The organism is Faecalicatena sp. (genome assembly GCF_058819085.1).
On sequence record NZ_JBZUUL010000036.1, the window covers coordinates 115,956 to 130,571 of the forward strand.

Here is a 14,616-nt window from a genome sequence, read left to right on the forward strand (position 1 = left end):
ATATTTTCGGGATTAGAAAGGGGCTGTAAAAAAACAGCCCCTTTCTAATCCCGTATTCTTTACGCTTCATCAATCGCTTTCCCGATGTCATGACGCATATATTTATTCTCAAACTGCACCCACTCGGTTGCTGCATAAGCATTCGCGCGTGCTTCTTTTAAGTCTTTTCCTTTTGCGGTCACGCCAAGAACGCGTCCGCCATTGGTCACGATCTGATCTCCATCGAACTTCGTTCCGGCATGGAAGCAGTAATATCCCTCATGCTTCTTGAACTCTTCCAGTCCCTTGATCGGGAATCCCTTCTCGTACTTCACCGGATATCCGTCCGAAGCCAGGACAACGCAGACTGCCGCATTATCTTCAAACTGCAGATCTACCTGATCCAGAGTTCCGTCGATGCATGCCTCCACGACCTCGATTAAGTCGTTCTTCATACGCGGCAGCACCACCTGTGCCTCCGGGTCGCCGAAGCGGGCATTGTATTCCAGTACCTTCGGCCCGTCTTCGGTCAGCATCAGTCCGAAGAAGATGATTCCCTTGAATTCTCTTCCCTCTGCTGCCATGGCATCCACTGTAGCCTGGTACACATATTTATTGCAGAAGTCTTCCACTTCCTTTGTATAGAACGGACTTGGAGAAAAAGTTCCCATGCCGCCTGTATTCAGCCCGGTATCTCCGTCCCCTGCACGTTTATGATCCTGTGCGGAGGTCATCGTCTTGATGGTCTTTCCGTCTACGAAAGACAGAACAGAAACCTCACGTCCGGTCATGAATTCCTCAATGACCATCTCGTTTCCCGCGCTGCCGAACTTCTTATCCAGCATGATCGTCTTGACGCCGTCTTTTGCCTCCTCAAGGGTATTACAGATCAACACACCTTTTCCCAGAGCCAGGCCGTCAGCCTTCAGTACGATCGGGAACTTTGCTGTTTCCAGATATTGAAGTGCCGCATCCGGGTCCGTAAAGTTTTCATAGCCTGCTGTCGGTATATTGTATTTTTTCATCAGATCCTTAGAAAATGCCTTGGAGCCTTCCAGGATCGCCGCATTCCTGCGCGGTCCGAAGGTACGGATGCCTGCTGCCTCCATCTCATCGACCAGGCCTCCCACCAACGGGTCGTCCATGCCCACGATCACGAGGTCGATTTCCTTTTCCTTTGCAAAAGCAACCAGCTTTTCAAACTCCATTGCCCCGATCTCTACGCATTCTGCATATTCTGCGATCCCCGCATTCCCGGGTGCACAGTACATCTTCTCAACCTTGTCACTCTTTGCAGCGCTCTCTGCGATCGCATGTTCTCTTCCGCCGCTTCCTACAATTAATACCTTCATGGCAGCCTCCTCTACTTTTTATCTTTATTCTGTAATTTTCGCTTTTCCATCTTCCACCGTAACTTTCCTGTTCGCGATCAGGTCAATGGCACGGGGCAGGATCTTCCACTCCGCCTGTTCCATGACTCTTCGCTGTAAGACTTCCGGGGTATCCCCCGCTTCTACTTCCACAGCCTTCTGCAGGATGATCGGTCCTGTATCAGTCCCCTCATCCACAAAATGTACGGTCGCGCCGACCACCTTCACACCGCGTGCAAGAGCCGCCTCATGCACCTTTAATCCATAGTATCCTTTCCCGCAGAAGGAAGGGATCAGGGATGGGTGGATGTTGATCATACGGTTCCTGTATTTCTCTATCATAGCCGGAGGGATCACAACAAGAAATCCAGCTAAAACGATCAGGTCCGGCGCATAGGCATCCACAGCCTCCAAAAACTTCTCGTTAAAGATCTCTCTGGATTCATAATCCTTCGGTGAGACACAGACTCCCGGAATTCCATTCTCCTTCGCACGCTCAAGTGCATAAGCATTCTTATTGTTACTGATGACTCCTGCGATCTCGGTGTTGGAAATAGTTCCTGCCTTTACACCGTCGATGATTGCCTGCAGGTTCGTGCCTCCTCCGGAAACAAGAACGACTATTCTTAGCATAAGGTTACTCCTTTTTCACCTGCTTCGATCTGTCCGACTACATATGGTTCCTCACCGGCCTCTTTGATCGCAGCCATGGTCTTCTCTACATCCGCTTCGTCAACTGCAAGGATCATTCCCAGTCCCATATTAAATGTGTTGTACATCATCTGCTCCTCGATGTCTCCGTCTACAGATAACATCTTGAAGATCGGCGGGATCGGGTAGCTGTCCTTCTTGATCACAGCATGTGTGCCGTCCTTGAGCATACGAGGTACATTCTCATAGAAACCGCCGCCTGTGATATGGCTGCAGGCTTTAATCGTAACACCAGCCTCTTTTACGCTGCGAAGAGCTTTCACGTAGATCTTCGTCGGCGCCAGGAGTGCCTCTCCTAATGTGCAGCCTAAGCTGTCATAATATGTATCGAGTGCTTCTCTCTTCATGTTGAATACTTTTCTGACAAGGGAGAAACCGTTGCTGTGTACACCGGAGGAAGCCATACCGATCAGCACGTCTCCTGCCTTTAAGTCTTTTCCTGTGATCAGGTCTTTCTCATCCACTACACCGACTGCAAATCCGGCAAGGTCATACTCGTCCACCGGATAGAATCCCGGCATCTCTGCTGTCTCGCCGCCGATCAGGGCCGCATTGGACTGCTTACATCCGTCTGCAACACCGCTTACGATGGTAGCGATCTTCTCCGGCTCATTCTTTCCGCATGCGATGTAGTCGAGGAAGAATAAAGGTTCCCCGCCTGCACATGCGATATCATTGACACACATTGCAACACAGTCAATACCGATGGTATCATGCTTGTCCAGAATGAATGCCAGCTTTAACTTTGTGCCCACACCGTCTGTTCCTGATACCAGGGTAGGCTTCTCCATCCCTTTGAACTTCTCCATAGAAAATGCACCGGAAAATCCTCCCAGATTCGTCAGTACCTCCGGTCTCATGGTCTCCTGTACATGCTTCTTCATCAATTCTACTGATTTATAACCTGCTTCTATATCAACGCCTGCGTTCTTATAATCCATACCTGTTCTCCCATTCACTCTTATTTCTGTGCAAGATAAGCTTCGTATCCGATTTCCTCTAATTTTGCTGCTTTGCCCTGAACCGTCTCCTTCATCTCTACAGAGTATGCTTTTAACTTTTCTAAAAGCTCTGCATCAGATGTTGCCAGGATCTTTGCTGCCAGGATCGCAGCATTCATGCCTCCGTCGATGGCAACTGTTGCTACAGGGATTCCAGGCGGCATCTGTACGATTGAAAACAGTGCATCTTCACCGGCCAGGTTCTTACCTGACATCGGTACGCCCACGACCGGCATCGGGAACAATGCTGCACACATTCCCGGCAGATGTGCTGCCATACCGGCTCCCGCGATGATTACCTTAATTCCTTTTCCTTCTGCTGCCTTTGCCCACTCGAAAAATACGTCCGGCTCACGGTGTGCGGAGATGATCGTCATCTCATAGTCGATCCCCAGTTTTTCCAGCATGCTTGCGGCTTTGCTCATAACCTTAAGGTCAGAGTCGCTTCCCATTACAATTCCTACTCTTGGCATGTTTTATCCACCTTTCTCTTTTGGTCATTCTTTACACACCAGTACAGCGCCGTTTGACGCTGCACTGATTCTTCATTTACAAGTAATGTCTGTTACGCTATTCATGGAAAGGTTCATTCAGGACTTCTGTCCCTTCTAATACAAACCTTCCGTCCTTCAATAGTATAATATTTTTTCCCTCTTTTGTCACTACACTTATTTCTTCTAACTCTTCATAAGGTATGGTTATATCTGTATGGCACTGGAAGTATGCTTTTGCCACATCTTCCTTCCGTAAAATGGACACAGAGTTGTCTCTTGCCACGATTTCTTTTCCGTTCGGATTATAGACCTTAATGTCCTCACTCCAGCTGTAACAGGTATCTCCCACCGCAAAGTGGGGGCCCATCTTCTCCGCGATCAGGATCGGCATCTTATCCTCGATCCCGTATTTCTTTGCTGTTACATAAGCCGTCGTGTTCGTTCCGATGGCAAATTCTCCGAGAGGAAGTGTCGGATGGTTATGGAGTACATTTTCATAGACGTACTTCCGGTTGTCCTCCTCCTGTTCGAAATTGGTACAGGTATAATCCTCGATCATCCCGTCTTTGAATACGATCTTTAAATTCTGATACTGCAGTTCATTGAGATAGACCTTACTCACATGCAGCACGCCATCTGTCCCCTCCAGAACCGGTGAAGTAAATACCTCGCCCACCGGAATATTGACATCTGCCACACAGTTCTCAAAGATCGTCTCCTTCTCAGGGTCTCTCAAACGGTACAGCTGCACCTTTAAGTCCGTCTGGTTCTCTCCTTTTCCGAGGATGTGCACATAGTCCCCCTGATCCAGTGCATCAATGATCGTCTGCTGGACCTTCTCGTAAAGCTTTGCGTCCAGCGTGTTGATACGGATCACCTCGTCAAAAATAGCGGCATAATCGTCTCCGATCTCCGGCACCGGATAGGCAATGATCGTAAAGCTGCGCTCCTCGCCTTTGATATACTGGTTGGTCAGCTGTCCCGACTTACTGTCATAAAGAAGTGATAAGGAACGCTGTGCCTCACTGTAAGAAACAGCTTCCGGCTTTACCTTTGGTGAAAACGGACGCTCCCCGAAAATCTCCATCACAGCCGGTCCTGCAAATAAAGCCGCCTGCTCTTTATTTTTCTCATAGACATTGCGAAGTACATCCAGCTTCCGCTCAATATAGCGTTTGTCCATGAACAATGCCTGGTCCGATCGGTGGTCATACTCATACTGCTTATTCGCTATGGCACCGTAATATCCGACCTTGTACTGCTCCCTCTTTGTGATGACGCTGGAAGCGGCCCGGTAGATCACCGGCTTTAGTCCCATTTTTTCAAAATTCTCGATCGCCAGCTTTACGACTCTTTCAAAGCCAAGGCAGTAGCGGATATTGACGACCGATTTTTTCGACAGATCCTTTCCGGTATTGATAAAGCCGATCCGGTAGCCTTCTGTATAGACATCCGCCATCTTCTGGATCGTCTCCTTGGGAAGACTTCTCAGATGTCTTGCCGTGTGAAGCTCATTCTGCGTGATATATTCTCCGAAACGATACAGGTACCTGTCATCCTCAAGATCTGCACTGCAGATCAATTCTGCCGCAAAGGAATCCTCAGGATAGAGCTGCTCCTCGATCCTGTCTGCTAAAAACACATCGCAGTAATCACTGGCATACCAGTAGACGATCTCCTTTAATGCCTTGTACTCCGGCACTGTCTCCGCCTCAAAACAGTTGTAGATCTCGATAAATAACTCGTTTAAAATCGTCAGATAGTCCACCCTGTTTTCAAAAACATACGGGATCCCGCTCCGCATCTCCGCATAGAGAAAGCTCAGAAGCCGTCCATACTCTTCCCCGAGCAGCTTCACTGCATAAGCCGGGTTAGCGTAGCTTGTTTCATAATGCTCATCCAGGATATCCAAATAGAGGATATAATTAAATTCCTCCATCTCCTTTCTCTTAAGCCGTTCCCAGTCCCCGTTTTCCACTTTTCTGCGCACGGCTTCCAGTTCCAGCAAAAAAGCCGATACAGCCTGGAAAAATGGCTGAAATCTTTCTTCAACCGTATCCTCTGTTGCAATCCTCTTGATCCTGTCTACGGAAAGCTCATGCCTTTCCTGATACTGCTCATTTCTTTCTGACTGCCATTCTTGAAACGCCATCTACTTAAGACCTCCTATGAATATTGTCAGCAGCCCCAGCAGAAGGATGATGTTTCCTGCCAGCCCTGCCTTACAGGTAATATAATTTTTTTCTCTCTCCCGCATCCCTTTTACAGATGCCCGAATTCCAAGTACCGCAAAAACGACCGACAGAAGTCCCATGCCGCCGACAAATCCCCATGTATTTCCCCGCAGGACAAATGCGATCAGGATACAGGTGAGGATCAGTGCAAAAGCGCAGCCTGCGTATACGCAGGAGTAGATTCCCATCCGGGAGTGTTTCATCTTCGCCTGGCCGTATTTTCTGGAACCGCGCTTCTTACGTTCCTTTTCAAGCTCTTTCTGCCTTTGCTTAGCGTCTTTTTTTCCTGCGCCCATTATGCCGTCTCCTTATCATATTGCAAATTGAGAATAAAATATACCCCAGCACGCCTCCGATCGTGTTTAAAAGAAGGTCATCCACGTCAAAGCTCCCCACTTTTGTCAGGATCTGGAATACCTCCACGCAGAGGCTCAAACCAAAGCTGTAAAATAGTGTCATGAAGAATCCCCTGGCCGTACTCGCCATGGAGATAAAAAAACCAAATGGCACAAAAATCAGGATATTCCCGAATAAATTAGTGAATACCGCGAAGGCTCCCAGATCTTCCCGGTATTCTATGAATCGCTTTATCTCTTTAAACAGTACTAGATTATACCGGTATTCTGAAGAAACACCGGTGCGCCCGTACCAGTCTGAAAATATCAGGAAATACAGGAGGAAGAAAATGTAAAGTACAAACATGATCTTCCCCATGGTACGGAGCTTTTTTACTTCTCTCTGGCTCAAATTACTACCCCTTTTTACTCACCCTGGAATGTACCAAAGTTTCTTTCATTCAAATACGCTGCACGCAGTCTACAGCCGCTCCGGTTAAAATGTGATCTCGTGTTTATGTCTGAGCAGACGCGCTCCGTTGATGACTGTGATGATACCGGCAGCGATACCGGTCACAATCATGATGATCCCCAGCACAATGTTTGCCGCTCCGGCACTTGACATTGTCTTATATGCCTTTTCCATTTGACTTTCCCCCTATTTTACGCCGTATTGTTCGTAATATGCATCAATCGCTGCTTTTAATGTATCGTCAATGATCACCTTTCCTTTGTATGGTCTGTTATACAGATGTTCTACAACCTCTGCCATCGTAACGATCGCAGTGGTTTCAAGGCCGTACTTCTCCTGGATCTCGCTCAATGCACTCTTCTCGCCCTGCCCGCGTTCCATTCTGTCTACTGATACGACCAGTCCGATCGGGGACACATCTCCCTGCGCCTTGATGATCGGCAGAGTCTCCTGGATCGAGGTTCCTGCTGTCGTTACGTCTTCGATGATGACTACCTTATCACCGTCCTGGATCGGACTTCCAAGAAGGATTCCCTTGTCTCCGTGATCCTTCACTTCTTTTCTGTTAGAGCAGTACCTGATGTCTTTTCCGTAGAATTCGCTGATCGCCATTGTTGCTGCTACAGTCAGCGGGATTCCCTTGTATGCCGGTCCGAATAAAACGTCAAAATCAAATCCGAATTTCTGGTCGATCGCTTTGGCATAATATTCTCCCAGTTTCCTAAGCTGTGCACCTGTGCGGTAGAAACCTGTGTTTACAAAAAACGGGGTCTTTCTTCCGCTTTTTGTCACGAAATCTCCAAATTTTAAAACCTCGCAGTCGATCATAAATTCAATAAATTCCTGTTTATACTGTTCCATGATAATCCTCCTTCTGTTGTTCCTGTAAATATCCATCCAAACCATTCGGCCCGAGAGCCACCTGATATCTCCGCTTTCACGGCATATCTGCAGCCTTCACTTACTTTACGAGTCCGACCATGTCCTGTATGTTCTCAAAATGGTATCTTTCCATGTATTTTTCAATTCCTTCAACGATCTCTACTGTTGCTGCGGGATTGAAGAAGTTTGCCGTGCCAACGGAAACCGCTGTTGCACCGGCAAGAATAAACTCAACTGCATCCTCATAGGTTGAAATACCGCCCATACCGATGATCGGCAGATTCACTGCATTTGCCACCTGATATACCATACGCACCGCGATCGGTTTTACCGCAGGGCCGGATACCCCGCCTGTTTTATTCGCCAGTGCAAAGGTCTGTCTGTTGATGTCGATCTTCATCCCCGTCAGTGTGTTGATCAGGGACAACACATCTGCACCGCCGGCTTCGGCTGCTTTTGCAGTCTCTGTGATATCTGTAACATTCGGACTTAACTTCATGATAACCGGCTGCCTGGCGTGCTTTTTGATCTCCCTTGTGATATCTTCCACAGCCTTCGGATTCTGGCCGAATGCGATCCCGCCCTCTTTGACATTCGGACAGGAAATATTGATCTCAAGCAGGTCGACCGGTTCGTCTGCCAGGCGGTCGACCACCTCACAGTACTCCTCTGTTGTCTTTCCGCAGACATTTACGATGATCTTCGTATCATACTTTTTCAAAAATGGGATGTCCCGTTCACAAAAAACATCGATCCCCGGATTCTGCAGACCGATGGCATTCATCATCCCGCCGTAAGTCTCTGCGATCCTCGGGGTCGGATTGCCGGGCCATGGGATGTTCGCCACGCCTTTTGTCACGACCGCACCCAGACGGTTTAAGTCTACAAATTCACTGTACTCTTCACCGGAGCCAAATGTCCCGGAGGCTGTCATGACCGGGTTCTTTAATTCTACACCCGCCAAATTTACTGTTGTATTCATTAGATCTCCACCTCCGTTGACAGAAATACCGGACCGTCCTTGCAGACACGTTTATTGTGTACATGACTGTGTCCGTCCACCTCTTTGGACTGACAGACACAAGCCAGGCACGCACCGATCCCACAGGCCATCCGCTCTTCCATAGATATATAGCATACAATATTTTTTTCTTCGGCATACTGCTTGATAGCACGGAGCATTGGAGCCGGACCGCAGGCATAGATAAGGTCTACTGTTAACCCGTTTGCAGCGATCGCATCCATGACATTCCCTTTCGTTCCTGCACTGCCGTCTTCCGTTGCAACATAGAGATCGCCCTGTGCACCAAGCTCCTCTGAGAGGAACTGCTCATCACGGTAGCCCATCACAAGTACCTTCTTAGTGTCAAGCTGCTTTGCCAGCTCCAGCATCGGAGGGACACCGATCCCGCCGCCTATCAGCATTGCCTTCTTTCCCTTGGCAGCATCCAGCGGGAAGCCATTTCCCAGAGGTCCTAAGATATCGATCCAGTCCCCTTTTGTCAGTTCAGAAAACTGCTCTGTCCCGGTTCCTTCTCCTGTGACACGGTATACGACACGGATCAGCTTCTTTTCTCTATTGATCTCACACAGGCTGATCGGGCGCGGAAGCAGCTTGCTGCCATCCTTTGTATACATGGAAATAAACTGTCCCGGCACTGCCAGGGATGCAATCTTTTCTGTCTGGATCCACATACTATAGATATCAGCTGCGATACATTCCTGGGATACGATCATCGCAGATTCTTTTCGCTTATTAGACATGGTCTTTCTCCTTTTTCCTATGTTCTCTTTATCTTCCCTCTAATGCCCCGCGGATGTCGCTGACCATGGCTTCCACAGCCGCCCTGGATGCATCTGCGAAATTCTCCGGTCCAAACTGTGCATAGGCATCCTGCTTGTATGCTGCAATAATACCTCTGGAAGAATTTACGATGGCACCGAGTCCGTCTTCATTAAAGAAATGGACAAGATCTTTTCCTTTTCCTCCCTGGGCGCCATAACCCGGAACCAAGATGTAAGACTTCGGCATTACCTTACGGAGTACTTTTCCCATCTCAGGATAGGTCGCACCGACTACCGCTCCGATATAGCTGTATTCCTCGCCCATGCATGTTTCTCCCCACTGGGCAACCTTCTCGCCGACCAGCTCATAGAGCGGCCTGCCGTCGATCAGCTGATCCTGGAACTCACCGCTTGACGGATTGGAGGTCTTCACAAGGATGAACAGACCTTTCTTCTCAGCCTTACACACATCGATAAATGGATTCACGCCGTCAGAACCGAGATACGGGTTTACAGTTGCAAAGTCTTCATCGAAAGGAATATACTCCTTGCTTCCTACCTTCACCTTTCCAAGATGACCTACTGCATAAGCAGCAGATGTGGAACCGATATCCCCTCTCTTGATATCACCGATCACAACCAGGTCTTTCTCCTTACAGTAATCAACTGTCTTCTTAAATGCCATCAGCCCAGGTACGCCAAACTGCTCGTACATCGCGATCTGCGGCTTCACAGCCGGGATCAGATCATATGTCTTATCCACGATTTCCTTATTAAACTGCCAGATAGCCTCTGCTGCTCCCTCCAGAGTCTCCCCAAATTCTCCGTAAGCCTTCTGCTGGATATGCTCCGGAATATAGTTCAGCATCGGGTCCAAACCTACAACGATCGGCGCCCCTGTCTTCTTAATCTTATTTACTAATTTGTTGATCATAAAAAACCTCCTCAATTATCTGAATGTTCTGACAATGGTTTGCAAAAGGGTCAGACCCCTTTGCAAACCATTTTTTATCTTGTATATACAATTCGCCCATCTACGATGGTACAGCATACTTCCCCTTTGACCGGATAACCGTCAAATGGTGTGTTCTTTCCTTTAGAAAGGAATGTGTTCTTATCGATCCTGTATTCTTTTGATGGATCAAATATCATCAGGTCAGCAGTCTTGCCCTCTGATACGGAGCCTTTGTCATCCAGTCCCAGGATCCGGGCAGGATTATAACTCATCTTTTCTGCCATCTGCATCGGGGTCAGTACCCCTTTCTCTACCAGCTGTGTATATGTCAGGCTGGCGGATGTCTCCAGGCCGACGATCCCGAAGGCTGCCTGCTCCATTGGAAGATTTTTTTCCTCCTCGGCATGCGGAGCATGGTCGGTTGAGATCACATCCATAATACCGCTCTTTAAGCCCTCTCTGAGCGCTTCCACATCCGCCTTCGAGCGAAGCGGCGGATTCATCTTATACTGTCCGTTATTCTCATTGATATCCTCATCGGACAGGATAAAGTGGTGAGGACACACTTCCCCGGTCACCGGAAGTCCTGCCTTTTTGGCAGCCTCGATCATCCTCACGCTGTCTGCGGTGGAACAGTGGCACAGATGCAGCCTCACCCCGGTCTCCTTTGCAAGCAGGATGTCCCTTGCTACAATGACATCCTCCACAGAATTCGTGATTCCCTTCACTCCAAGAGCTTCTGCCTTAGCCCCCGCGTTCATCACGCCTCCCTCTACCATATTGATATCTTCACAGTGTGCAAACACAGAAATATTACATTCCTTCGCAAGCTTCATCCCTTTCCGGTACAAAGCCGCATTCATCACTGACTTTCCATCCTCGCTGATGGCATGGCAGCCTGCCTTGGCCATCCCTCTGATATCAGCCAGCTCCTCTCCCTTTTCACCTTTCGTAACGGCTCCAAGCTGGATCACATGGATCGGGGATTCCACGGCTGCCCTTCTGTGCAGCTTATCCACCATCTCCGCTGTATCCGTGACCGGCTTAGTATTTGGCATCGCACAGACGGTTGTCACACCTCCGCGTGCCGCAGCTCTGCCGCCGCTTTCCAGCGTCTCTTTATGGGTCAGGCCCGGATCACGCAGATGCACGTGCAGATCGATCAGTCCCGGCATTACATAGCAGCCGGCGGCATCGATGGTCTGGTCCGCCTCCTCGTGAATCTCTTTTGCAACCTTCACGATCTTAGTCCCCTCCACCAGGACATCGCTGATATCATCCAGCCCTGTCAGTGGATCTAACACATGTCCGTTTTGTATTAAAAGCTTCATATTGTTAATCCTTCCTCTTTCAGATTACATGCCTTCTAAAAAGGGCATGCCAGAAGTAGTATACATAGAATTATAATACCACAAACAGTACAGGTAATACAATCCAAAATCAAAGCCCTAAATCGGCCGATTTCCGTCAAAAAATATATAAAAAACCCTTATACATGGAACTTTTTATGCATCTCTTCCCTGAACTCTTTTCCCTTAAATATCACCAGTGCAGCCAGGAATAAAAAGCACACCACCACACACAGGGTACTCAATGGCATAAACTTCACAACACCTGTTAAAAGCAGGATCAGCGGCAGGATCACTCCATACCCGCCCGCCATCACAAAATAGATCATATATTCACGGGCCGTATTCTTCTGTACCTTTGTGATGATAATCATAGAAAGCAGGATCACCATGCAGACGGCCGGCAGCACAAAATCTACAGACCAGCCCCGCCATCCGGTAAAAATATCCCATAGGATACACCCTGCCGTCACGATGATCAGCTGCCACATAGCATTTTTCATCAGATTATACCGTTTGACAAATCCAATGGCCAGTGCCAGCCACATGCTGCCGATCCCCGCCGCAGTAAATAAGGTCCAGCGTATCTTCGGATGCAGGTTAAAATCTGCAGCCACAAAGCCGGCCACTGCTGCAAGACATAAAAAGGAAACAAACTTAAATACTTTTATTTCCAGTTCACTGGGCACATCCGGCTCCGGGAATTCCGGTTCGATCTTCTCCACCTGGACCCCCTGCTGTTTCAGGATCCGGTAAAAGTTTCTCTGGATATTCACTGTATCAAACCTGGACGTAAATCCAAGGGAAAGCTTATCCCCAAAGGAACACATGCACAGCTCCATCTTGGGAGTACTCGTGTAGACTCCAAAACGCTCGATATAAGGCTCATACTCCGCAGGCATCTTCACTGCACTCATATTAGAAAAAATCGCAGTCACATCCCGCTCCGCATATCTTGCCCCGGCCTTTATCCCCAGATTCTTAAGCTCCAGCGGAGCGAGTCTTAAGATCGGATGCATCTCCAGCTCGATCAATTCATTCATATGCTCCGCTACACGTTCCGTTGTCAGCTCTTCCGCAAAATATTCCTTCACATGCTCCAGGACATCCCCGAAGCTTCCATCACCTTTTCCAAAATGATAACCAGGCTCGATCCAGTTAAAGAAATTCAGCATAGACTCTGACGGGAAGAACTTTCTCAGATTGACCGGCACCATCAAAACCACCGGATGCTTTTCCTGCTGCTTTGTCATTTCCTGATGGATCGCCAAAAGATACACGGTTGTTAAAAATACGGTCATGGATACCCCCAGCTCCCTGGAGCGTGCCAGTACCTCCTTAACAGACAGGACCGCCTCATTCACCTGCAGCCTCCCGATCTCCTTGCGCGGCTTCCTGAGCTGAAATGCCTTCGGCTTCTTTTTCTTTTTCTTCTTCACTTTCGTATAATACTGAGAAAAACTGTCATTCTCCTGATCCTGTATCGTCACATTTTCATCCAGCAGTGCCACATCTGTAAGGCCCTCGTCTCTATGGACCAGAAACAGGTAATTCTTTACCAGCTCACGCAGGAATTCTGTGGCTCCTGTTCCGTCCGTCAGCGCATGGAATACTTCAAAATTAATCCTTCTCCCATAATACGTGACTTCAAACAAAAGCTCCTTCTTATCTCTGATATACAGAGTACTGCACGGCTCCTTACATTCGCGGCGCACCACCGGACGCAGCCTGCTCTTCTCCAGATAATGCCAGAACAGACCTTTTCTCATCACAGATAAGAATACCGGATATGTGACCACCGTTTTATCCAGGGCTTCCTGAAGCACCTCTGGGTCTACTTCCTCTTTTAGTACACAAAAAAAACGAAAAACTCTCGTATCTTTTTTATTGCTGGTCGCTGAAAACAGCTTGGCCGCATTATCCAGTTTTCTCCAATATGCTCTCTTCTGCTGCAAAACTTACACCTCCTGAACAAACTCTTTTTCCAGGAATTTATTAATATGATCGAAGCTCTCCTGCACATAAAAGTTCTTGATCCCCAATGCAAAATATCCGTGTAATGCATCCTTGATCCGGCAGATCTCTACTTTATTTCCTGCCTCTTTCAATCTTTCCCCATATGCCTCCCCTTCATCCCTTAAAGGATCATATTCCGCAGTAAGGATCAGTGTATCCGGCTGGTTTGACAGATCCTTCGCAAGGATCGGTGCAAAATAAGGATTCTGTTTATCCTCCTCACAGCTGGCATAGAGCTCGATATAATCCCGCATCTTTCCCGCGGTGAGAAGATAATCCGTCCCATTCTCCCGTACAGAGGCAAAGGGAGAGTTCTCCGTATAGTCACTGCTGACAGCCGGATAGATCAGGATCTGCCGTTTGGGAAGAAATTCCCCTCTGTCCCTGGCCATAAGTGACAGCGCTGCCGCCAGGTTCCCCCCCGCACTGTCACCGATCAGAGTGATATCCTCCGGCTCCACATTCAGGATAAAACGGTTCATGAAAAGTGCCTTTGCCGCCGCGTAACAATCCTCCAGCCCGCTTGGAAACTTATTCTCCGGTGCAAGCCTGTAGTCGATGGCAACCACAACGTGTTCCGTTGCATTAGCCAGACGTGCGCAGATCCTCTCATAGTTGTCCACACTCTCAGTCACCCAGCCGCCTCCGTGAATGAGCAGCATCACCCGGTGCTGGTTTGGTCCCCGGTTCTCAAACGCCTTCTCATTGGGGAAAAATATCCTCGTGGGTACCTCGTGCTCCTCATTATATATCTTATAATCAATCGTTTTGTGAAAAATCTTCATCGGGTCCAGTCTCTTTAAATCTGCCAGATGCCGGGATGCCTCCACTTCTATCCCGTCAAAAGAAAGTGCTTTCAGTATCATCCTGGTCGTACTATTAATTGCCATAAATTCTCCTATCTCATGAATCGGATCTGGTTTATATTCATATCCTTCCACTTCATTGTTGGTCTCCAGGGCACATAAATTATGTGTCCTTACTCATGATACCATAAATACGAACCTCATGAAAACTAAAAGATGCCTCTTTT

The 14,616-nt window shown here is 48.2% G+C and carries 15 protein-coding genes; all 15 read right to left on the bottom strand.

The window, feature by feature from the left end; translation table 11 throughout:
* Positions 1–59 precede the first annotated feature (59 nt).
* The 15 genes from purD to AC4OGX_RS16770 all read right to left on the bottom strand — a co-directional run bounded on the left by purD (position 60) and on the right by AC4OGX_RS16770 (position 14,473).
* Entirely contained in the window at positions 60–1,331 is a 1,272-nt protein-coding gene (gene purD, locus AC4OGX_RS16700; RefSeq protein ID WP_493331788.1) for a phosphoribosylamine--glycine ligase, read from the bottom strand.
* A 24-nt stretch (positions 1,332–1,355) separates the two neighbouring features.
* Positions 1,356–1,982 carry a phosphoribosylglycinamide formyltransferase gene (purN, locus tag AC4OGX_RS16705; RefSeq protein ID WP_493331789.1) on the bottom strand — a complete coding sequence of 209 codons (627 nt, stop codon included), beginning with the start codon at positions 1,980–1,982 and terminating at the stop codon, positions 1,356–1,358.
* Complete coding sequence (gene purM / locus AC4OGX_RS16710) at positions 1,976–3,001, bottom strand: phosphoribosylformylglycinamidine cyclo-ligase (RefSeq protein WP_493331790.1); 1,026 nt, start codon at positions 2,999–3,001, stop codon at positions 1,976–1,978. The genes purN and purM overlap by 7 nt, the downstream gene beginning before the upstream one ends.
* 20 nt (positions 3,002–3,021) lie before the next feature.
* Positions 3,022–3,534 carry a 5-(carboxyamino)imidazole ribonucleotide mutase gene (purE, locus tag AC4OGX_RS16715; protein WP_216238944.1) on the bottom strand — a complete coding sequence of 171 codons (513 nt, stop codon included), beginning with the start codon at positions 3,532–3,534 and terminating at the stop codon, positions 3,022–3,024.
* A gap of 97 nt (positions 3,535–3,631) precedes the next feature.
* Positions 3,632–5,707: an aminopeptidase gene (locus tag AC4OGX_RS16720; protein ID WP_493331791.1), complete on the bottom strand. Its 2,076-nt coding sequence runs from the start codon at positions 5,705–5,707 to the stop codon at positions 3,632–3,634.
* Entirely contained in the window at positions 5,708–6,085 is a 378-nt protein-coding gene (locus AC4OGX_RS16725; protein ID WP_493331792.1) for a DUF6142 family protein, read from the bottom strand.
* On the bottom strand, positions 6,060–6,503 hold the full coding sequence (locus AC4OGX_RS16730) for a VanZ family protein (protein ID WP_493331841.1): 444 nt from the start codon (positions 6,501–6,503) through the stop codon (positions 6,060–6,062). Before AC4OGX_RS16730 ends, AC4OGX_RS16725 begins: the two co-directional genes overlap by 26 nt.
* A 117-nt stretch (positions 6,504–6,620) precedes the next feature.
* On the bottom strand, positions 6,621–6,770 hold the full coding sequence (locus tag AC4OGX_RS16735) for a hypothetical protein (protein WP_493331793.1): 150 nt from the start codon (positions 6,768–6,770) through the stop codon (positions 6,621–6,623).
* A gap of 12 nt (positions 6,771–6,782) precedes the next feature.
* Positions 6,783–7,457 carry an orotate phosphoribosyltransferase gene (pyrE, locus tag AC4OGX_RS16740; protein ID WP_493331794.1) on the bottom strand — a complete coding sequence of 225 codons (675 nt, stop codon included), beginning with the start codon at positions 7,455–7,457 and terminating at the stop codon, positions 6,783–6,785.
* A gap of 100 nt (positions 7,458–7,557) precedes the next feature.
* Complete coding sequence (locus AC4OGX_RS16745) at positions 7,558–8,460, bottom strand: dihydroorotate dehydrogenase (protein WP_493331795.1); 903 nt, start codon at positions 8,458–8,460, stop codon at positions 7,558–7,560.
* Positions 8,460–9,242, bottom strand: coding sequence for a dihydroorotate dehydrogenase electron transfer subunit (locus AC4OGX_RS16750; protein WP_493331796.1), 783 nt, complete (start codon positions 9,240–9,242; stop codon positions 8,460–8,462). The genes AC4OGX_RS16745 and AC4OGX_RS16750 overlap by 1 nt, the downstream gene beginning before the upstream one ends.
* A gap of 28 nt (positions 9,243–9,270) precedes the next feature.
* Complete coding sequence (gene pyrF, locus AC4OGX_RS16755) at positions 9,271–10,197, bottom strand: orotidine-5'-phosphate decarboxylase (RefSeq protein WP_493331797.1); 927 nt, start codon at positions 10,195–10,197, stop codon at positions 9,271–9,273.
* A 74-nt stretch (positions 10,198–10,271) separates the two neighbouring features.
* A complete protein-coding gene (locus AC4OGX_RS16760) occupies positions 10,272–11,549 on the bottom strand; it encodes a dihydroorotase (RefSeq protein WP_493331798.1) in 1,278 nt (425 codons plus the stop codon).
* A 158-nt stretch (positions 11,550–11,707) separates the two neighbouring features.
* Entirely contained in the window at positions 11,708–13,522 is a 1,815-nt protein-coding gene (locus AC4OGX_RS16765) for a DUF6320 domain-containing protein (protein ID WP_493331799.1), read from the bottom strand.
* A 3-nt stretch (positions 13,523–13,525) separates the two neighbouring features.
* Positions 13,526–14,473 carry an alpha/beta hydrolase gene (locus tag AC4OGX_RS16770; protein ID WP_493331800.1) on the bottom strand — a complete coding sequence of 316 codons (948 nt, stop codon included), beginning with the start codon at positions 14,471–14,473 and terminating at the stop codon, positions 13,526–13,528.
* Positions 14,474–14,616: the final 143 nt, after the last annotated feature.

Bases quoted from the DNA above. Each gene is read 5' to 3' on its own strand.
- purD (WP_493331788.1), bottom strand. From the start codon at position 1,331: ATGAAGGTATTAATTGTAGGAAGCGGCGGAAGAGAACATGCGATCGCA.
- pyrF (WP_493331797.1), bottom strand. From the start codon at position 10,197: ATGATCAACAAATTAGTAAATAAGATTAAGAAGACAGGGGCGCCGATC.
- pyrE (WP_493331794.1), bottom strand. From the start codon at position 7,457: ATGGAACAGTATAAACAGGAATTTATTGAATTTATGATCGACTGCGAG.
- AC4OGX_RS16745 (WP_493331795.1), bottom strand. From the start codon at position 8,460: ATGAATACAACAGTAAATTTGGCGGGTGTAGAATTAAAGAACCCGGTC.
- purE (WP_216238944.1), bottom strand. From the start codon at position 3,534: ATGCCAAGAGTAGGAATTGTAATGGGAAGCGACTCTGACCTTAAGGTT.
- purM (WP_493331790.1), bottom strand. From the start codon at position 3,001: ATGGATTATAAGAACGCAGGCGTTGATATAGAAGCAGGTTATAAATCA.
- AC4OGX_RS16720 (WP_493331791.1), bottom strand. From the start codon at position 5,707: ATGGCGTTTCAAGAATGGCAGTCAGAAAGAAATGAGCAGTATCAGGAA.
- AC4OGX_RS16750 (WP_493331796.1), bottom strand. From the start codon at position 9,242: ATGTCTAATAAGCGAAAAGAATCTGCGATGATCGTATCCCAGGAATGT.
- AC4OGX_RS16770 (WP_493331800.1), bottom strand. From the start codon at position 14,473: ATGGCAATTAATAGTACGACCAGGATGATACTGAAAGCACTTTCTTTT.
- AC4OGX_RS16725 (WP_493331792.1), bottom strand. From the start codon at position 6,085: ATGGGCGCAGGAAAAAAAGACGCTAAGCAAAGGCAGAAAGAGCTTGAA.
- purN (WP_493331789.1), bottom strand. From the start codon at position 1,982: ATGCTAAGAATAGTCGTTCTTGTTTCCGGAGGAGGCACGAACCTGCAG.
- AC4OGX_RS16730 (WP_493331841.1), bottom strand. From the start codon at position 6,503: ATGGGGAAGATCATGTTTGTACTTTACATTTTCTTCCTCCTGTATTTC.
- AC4OGX_RS16760 (WP_493331798.1), bottom strand. From the start codon at position 11,549: ATGAAGCTTTTAATACAAAACGGACATGTGTTAGATCCACTGACAGGG.
- AC4OGX_RS16735 (WP_493331793.1), bottom strand. From the start codon at position 6,770: ATGGAAAAGGCATATAAGACAATGTCAAGTGCCGGAGCGGCAAACATT.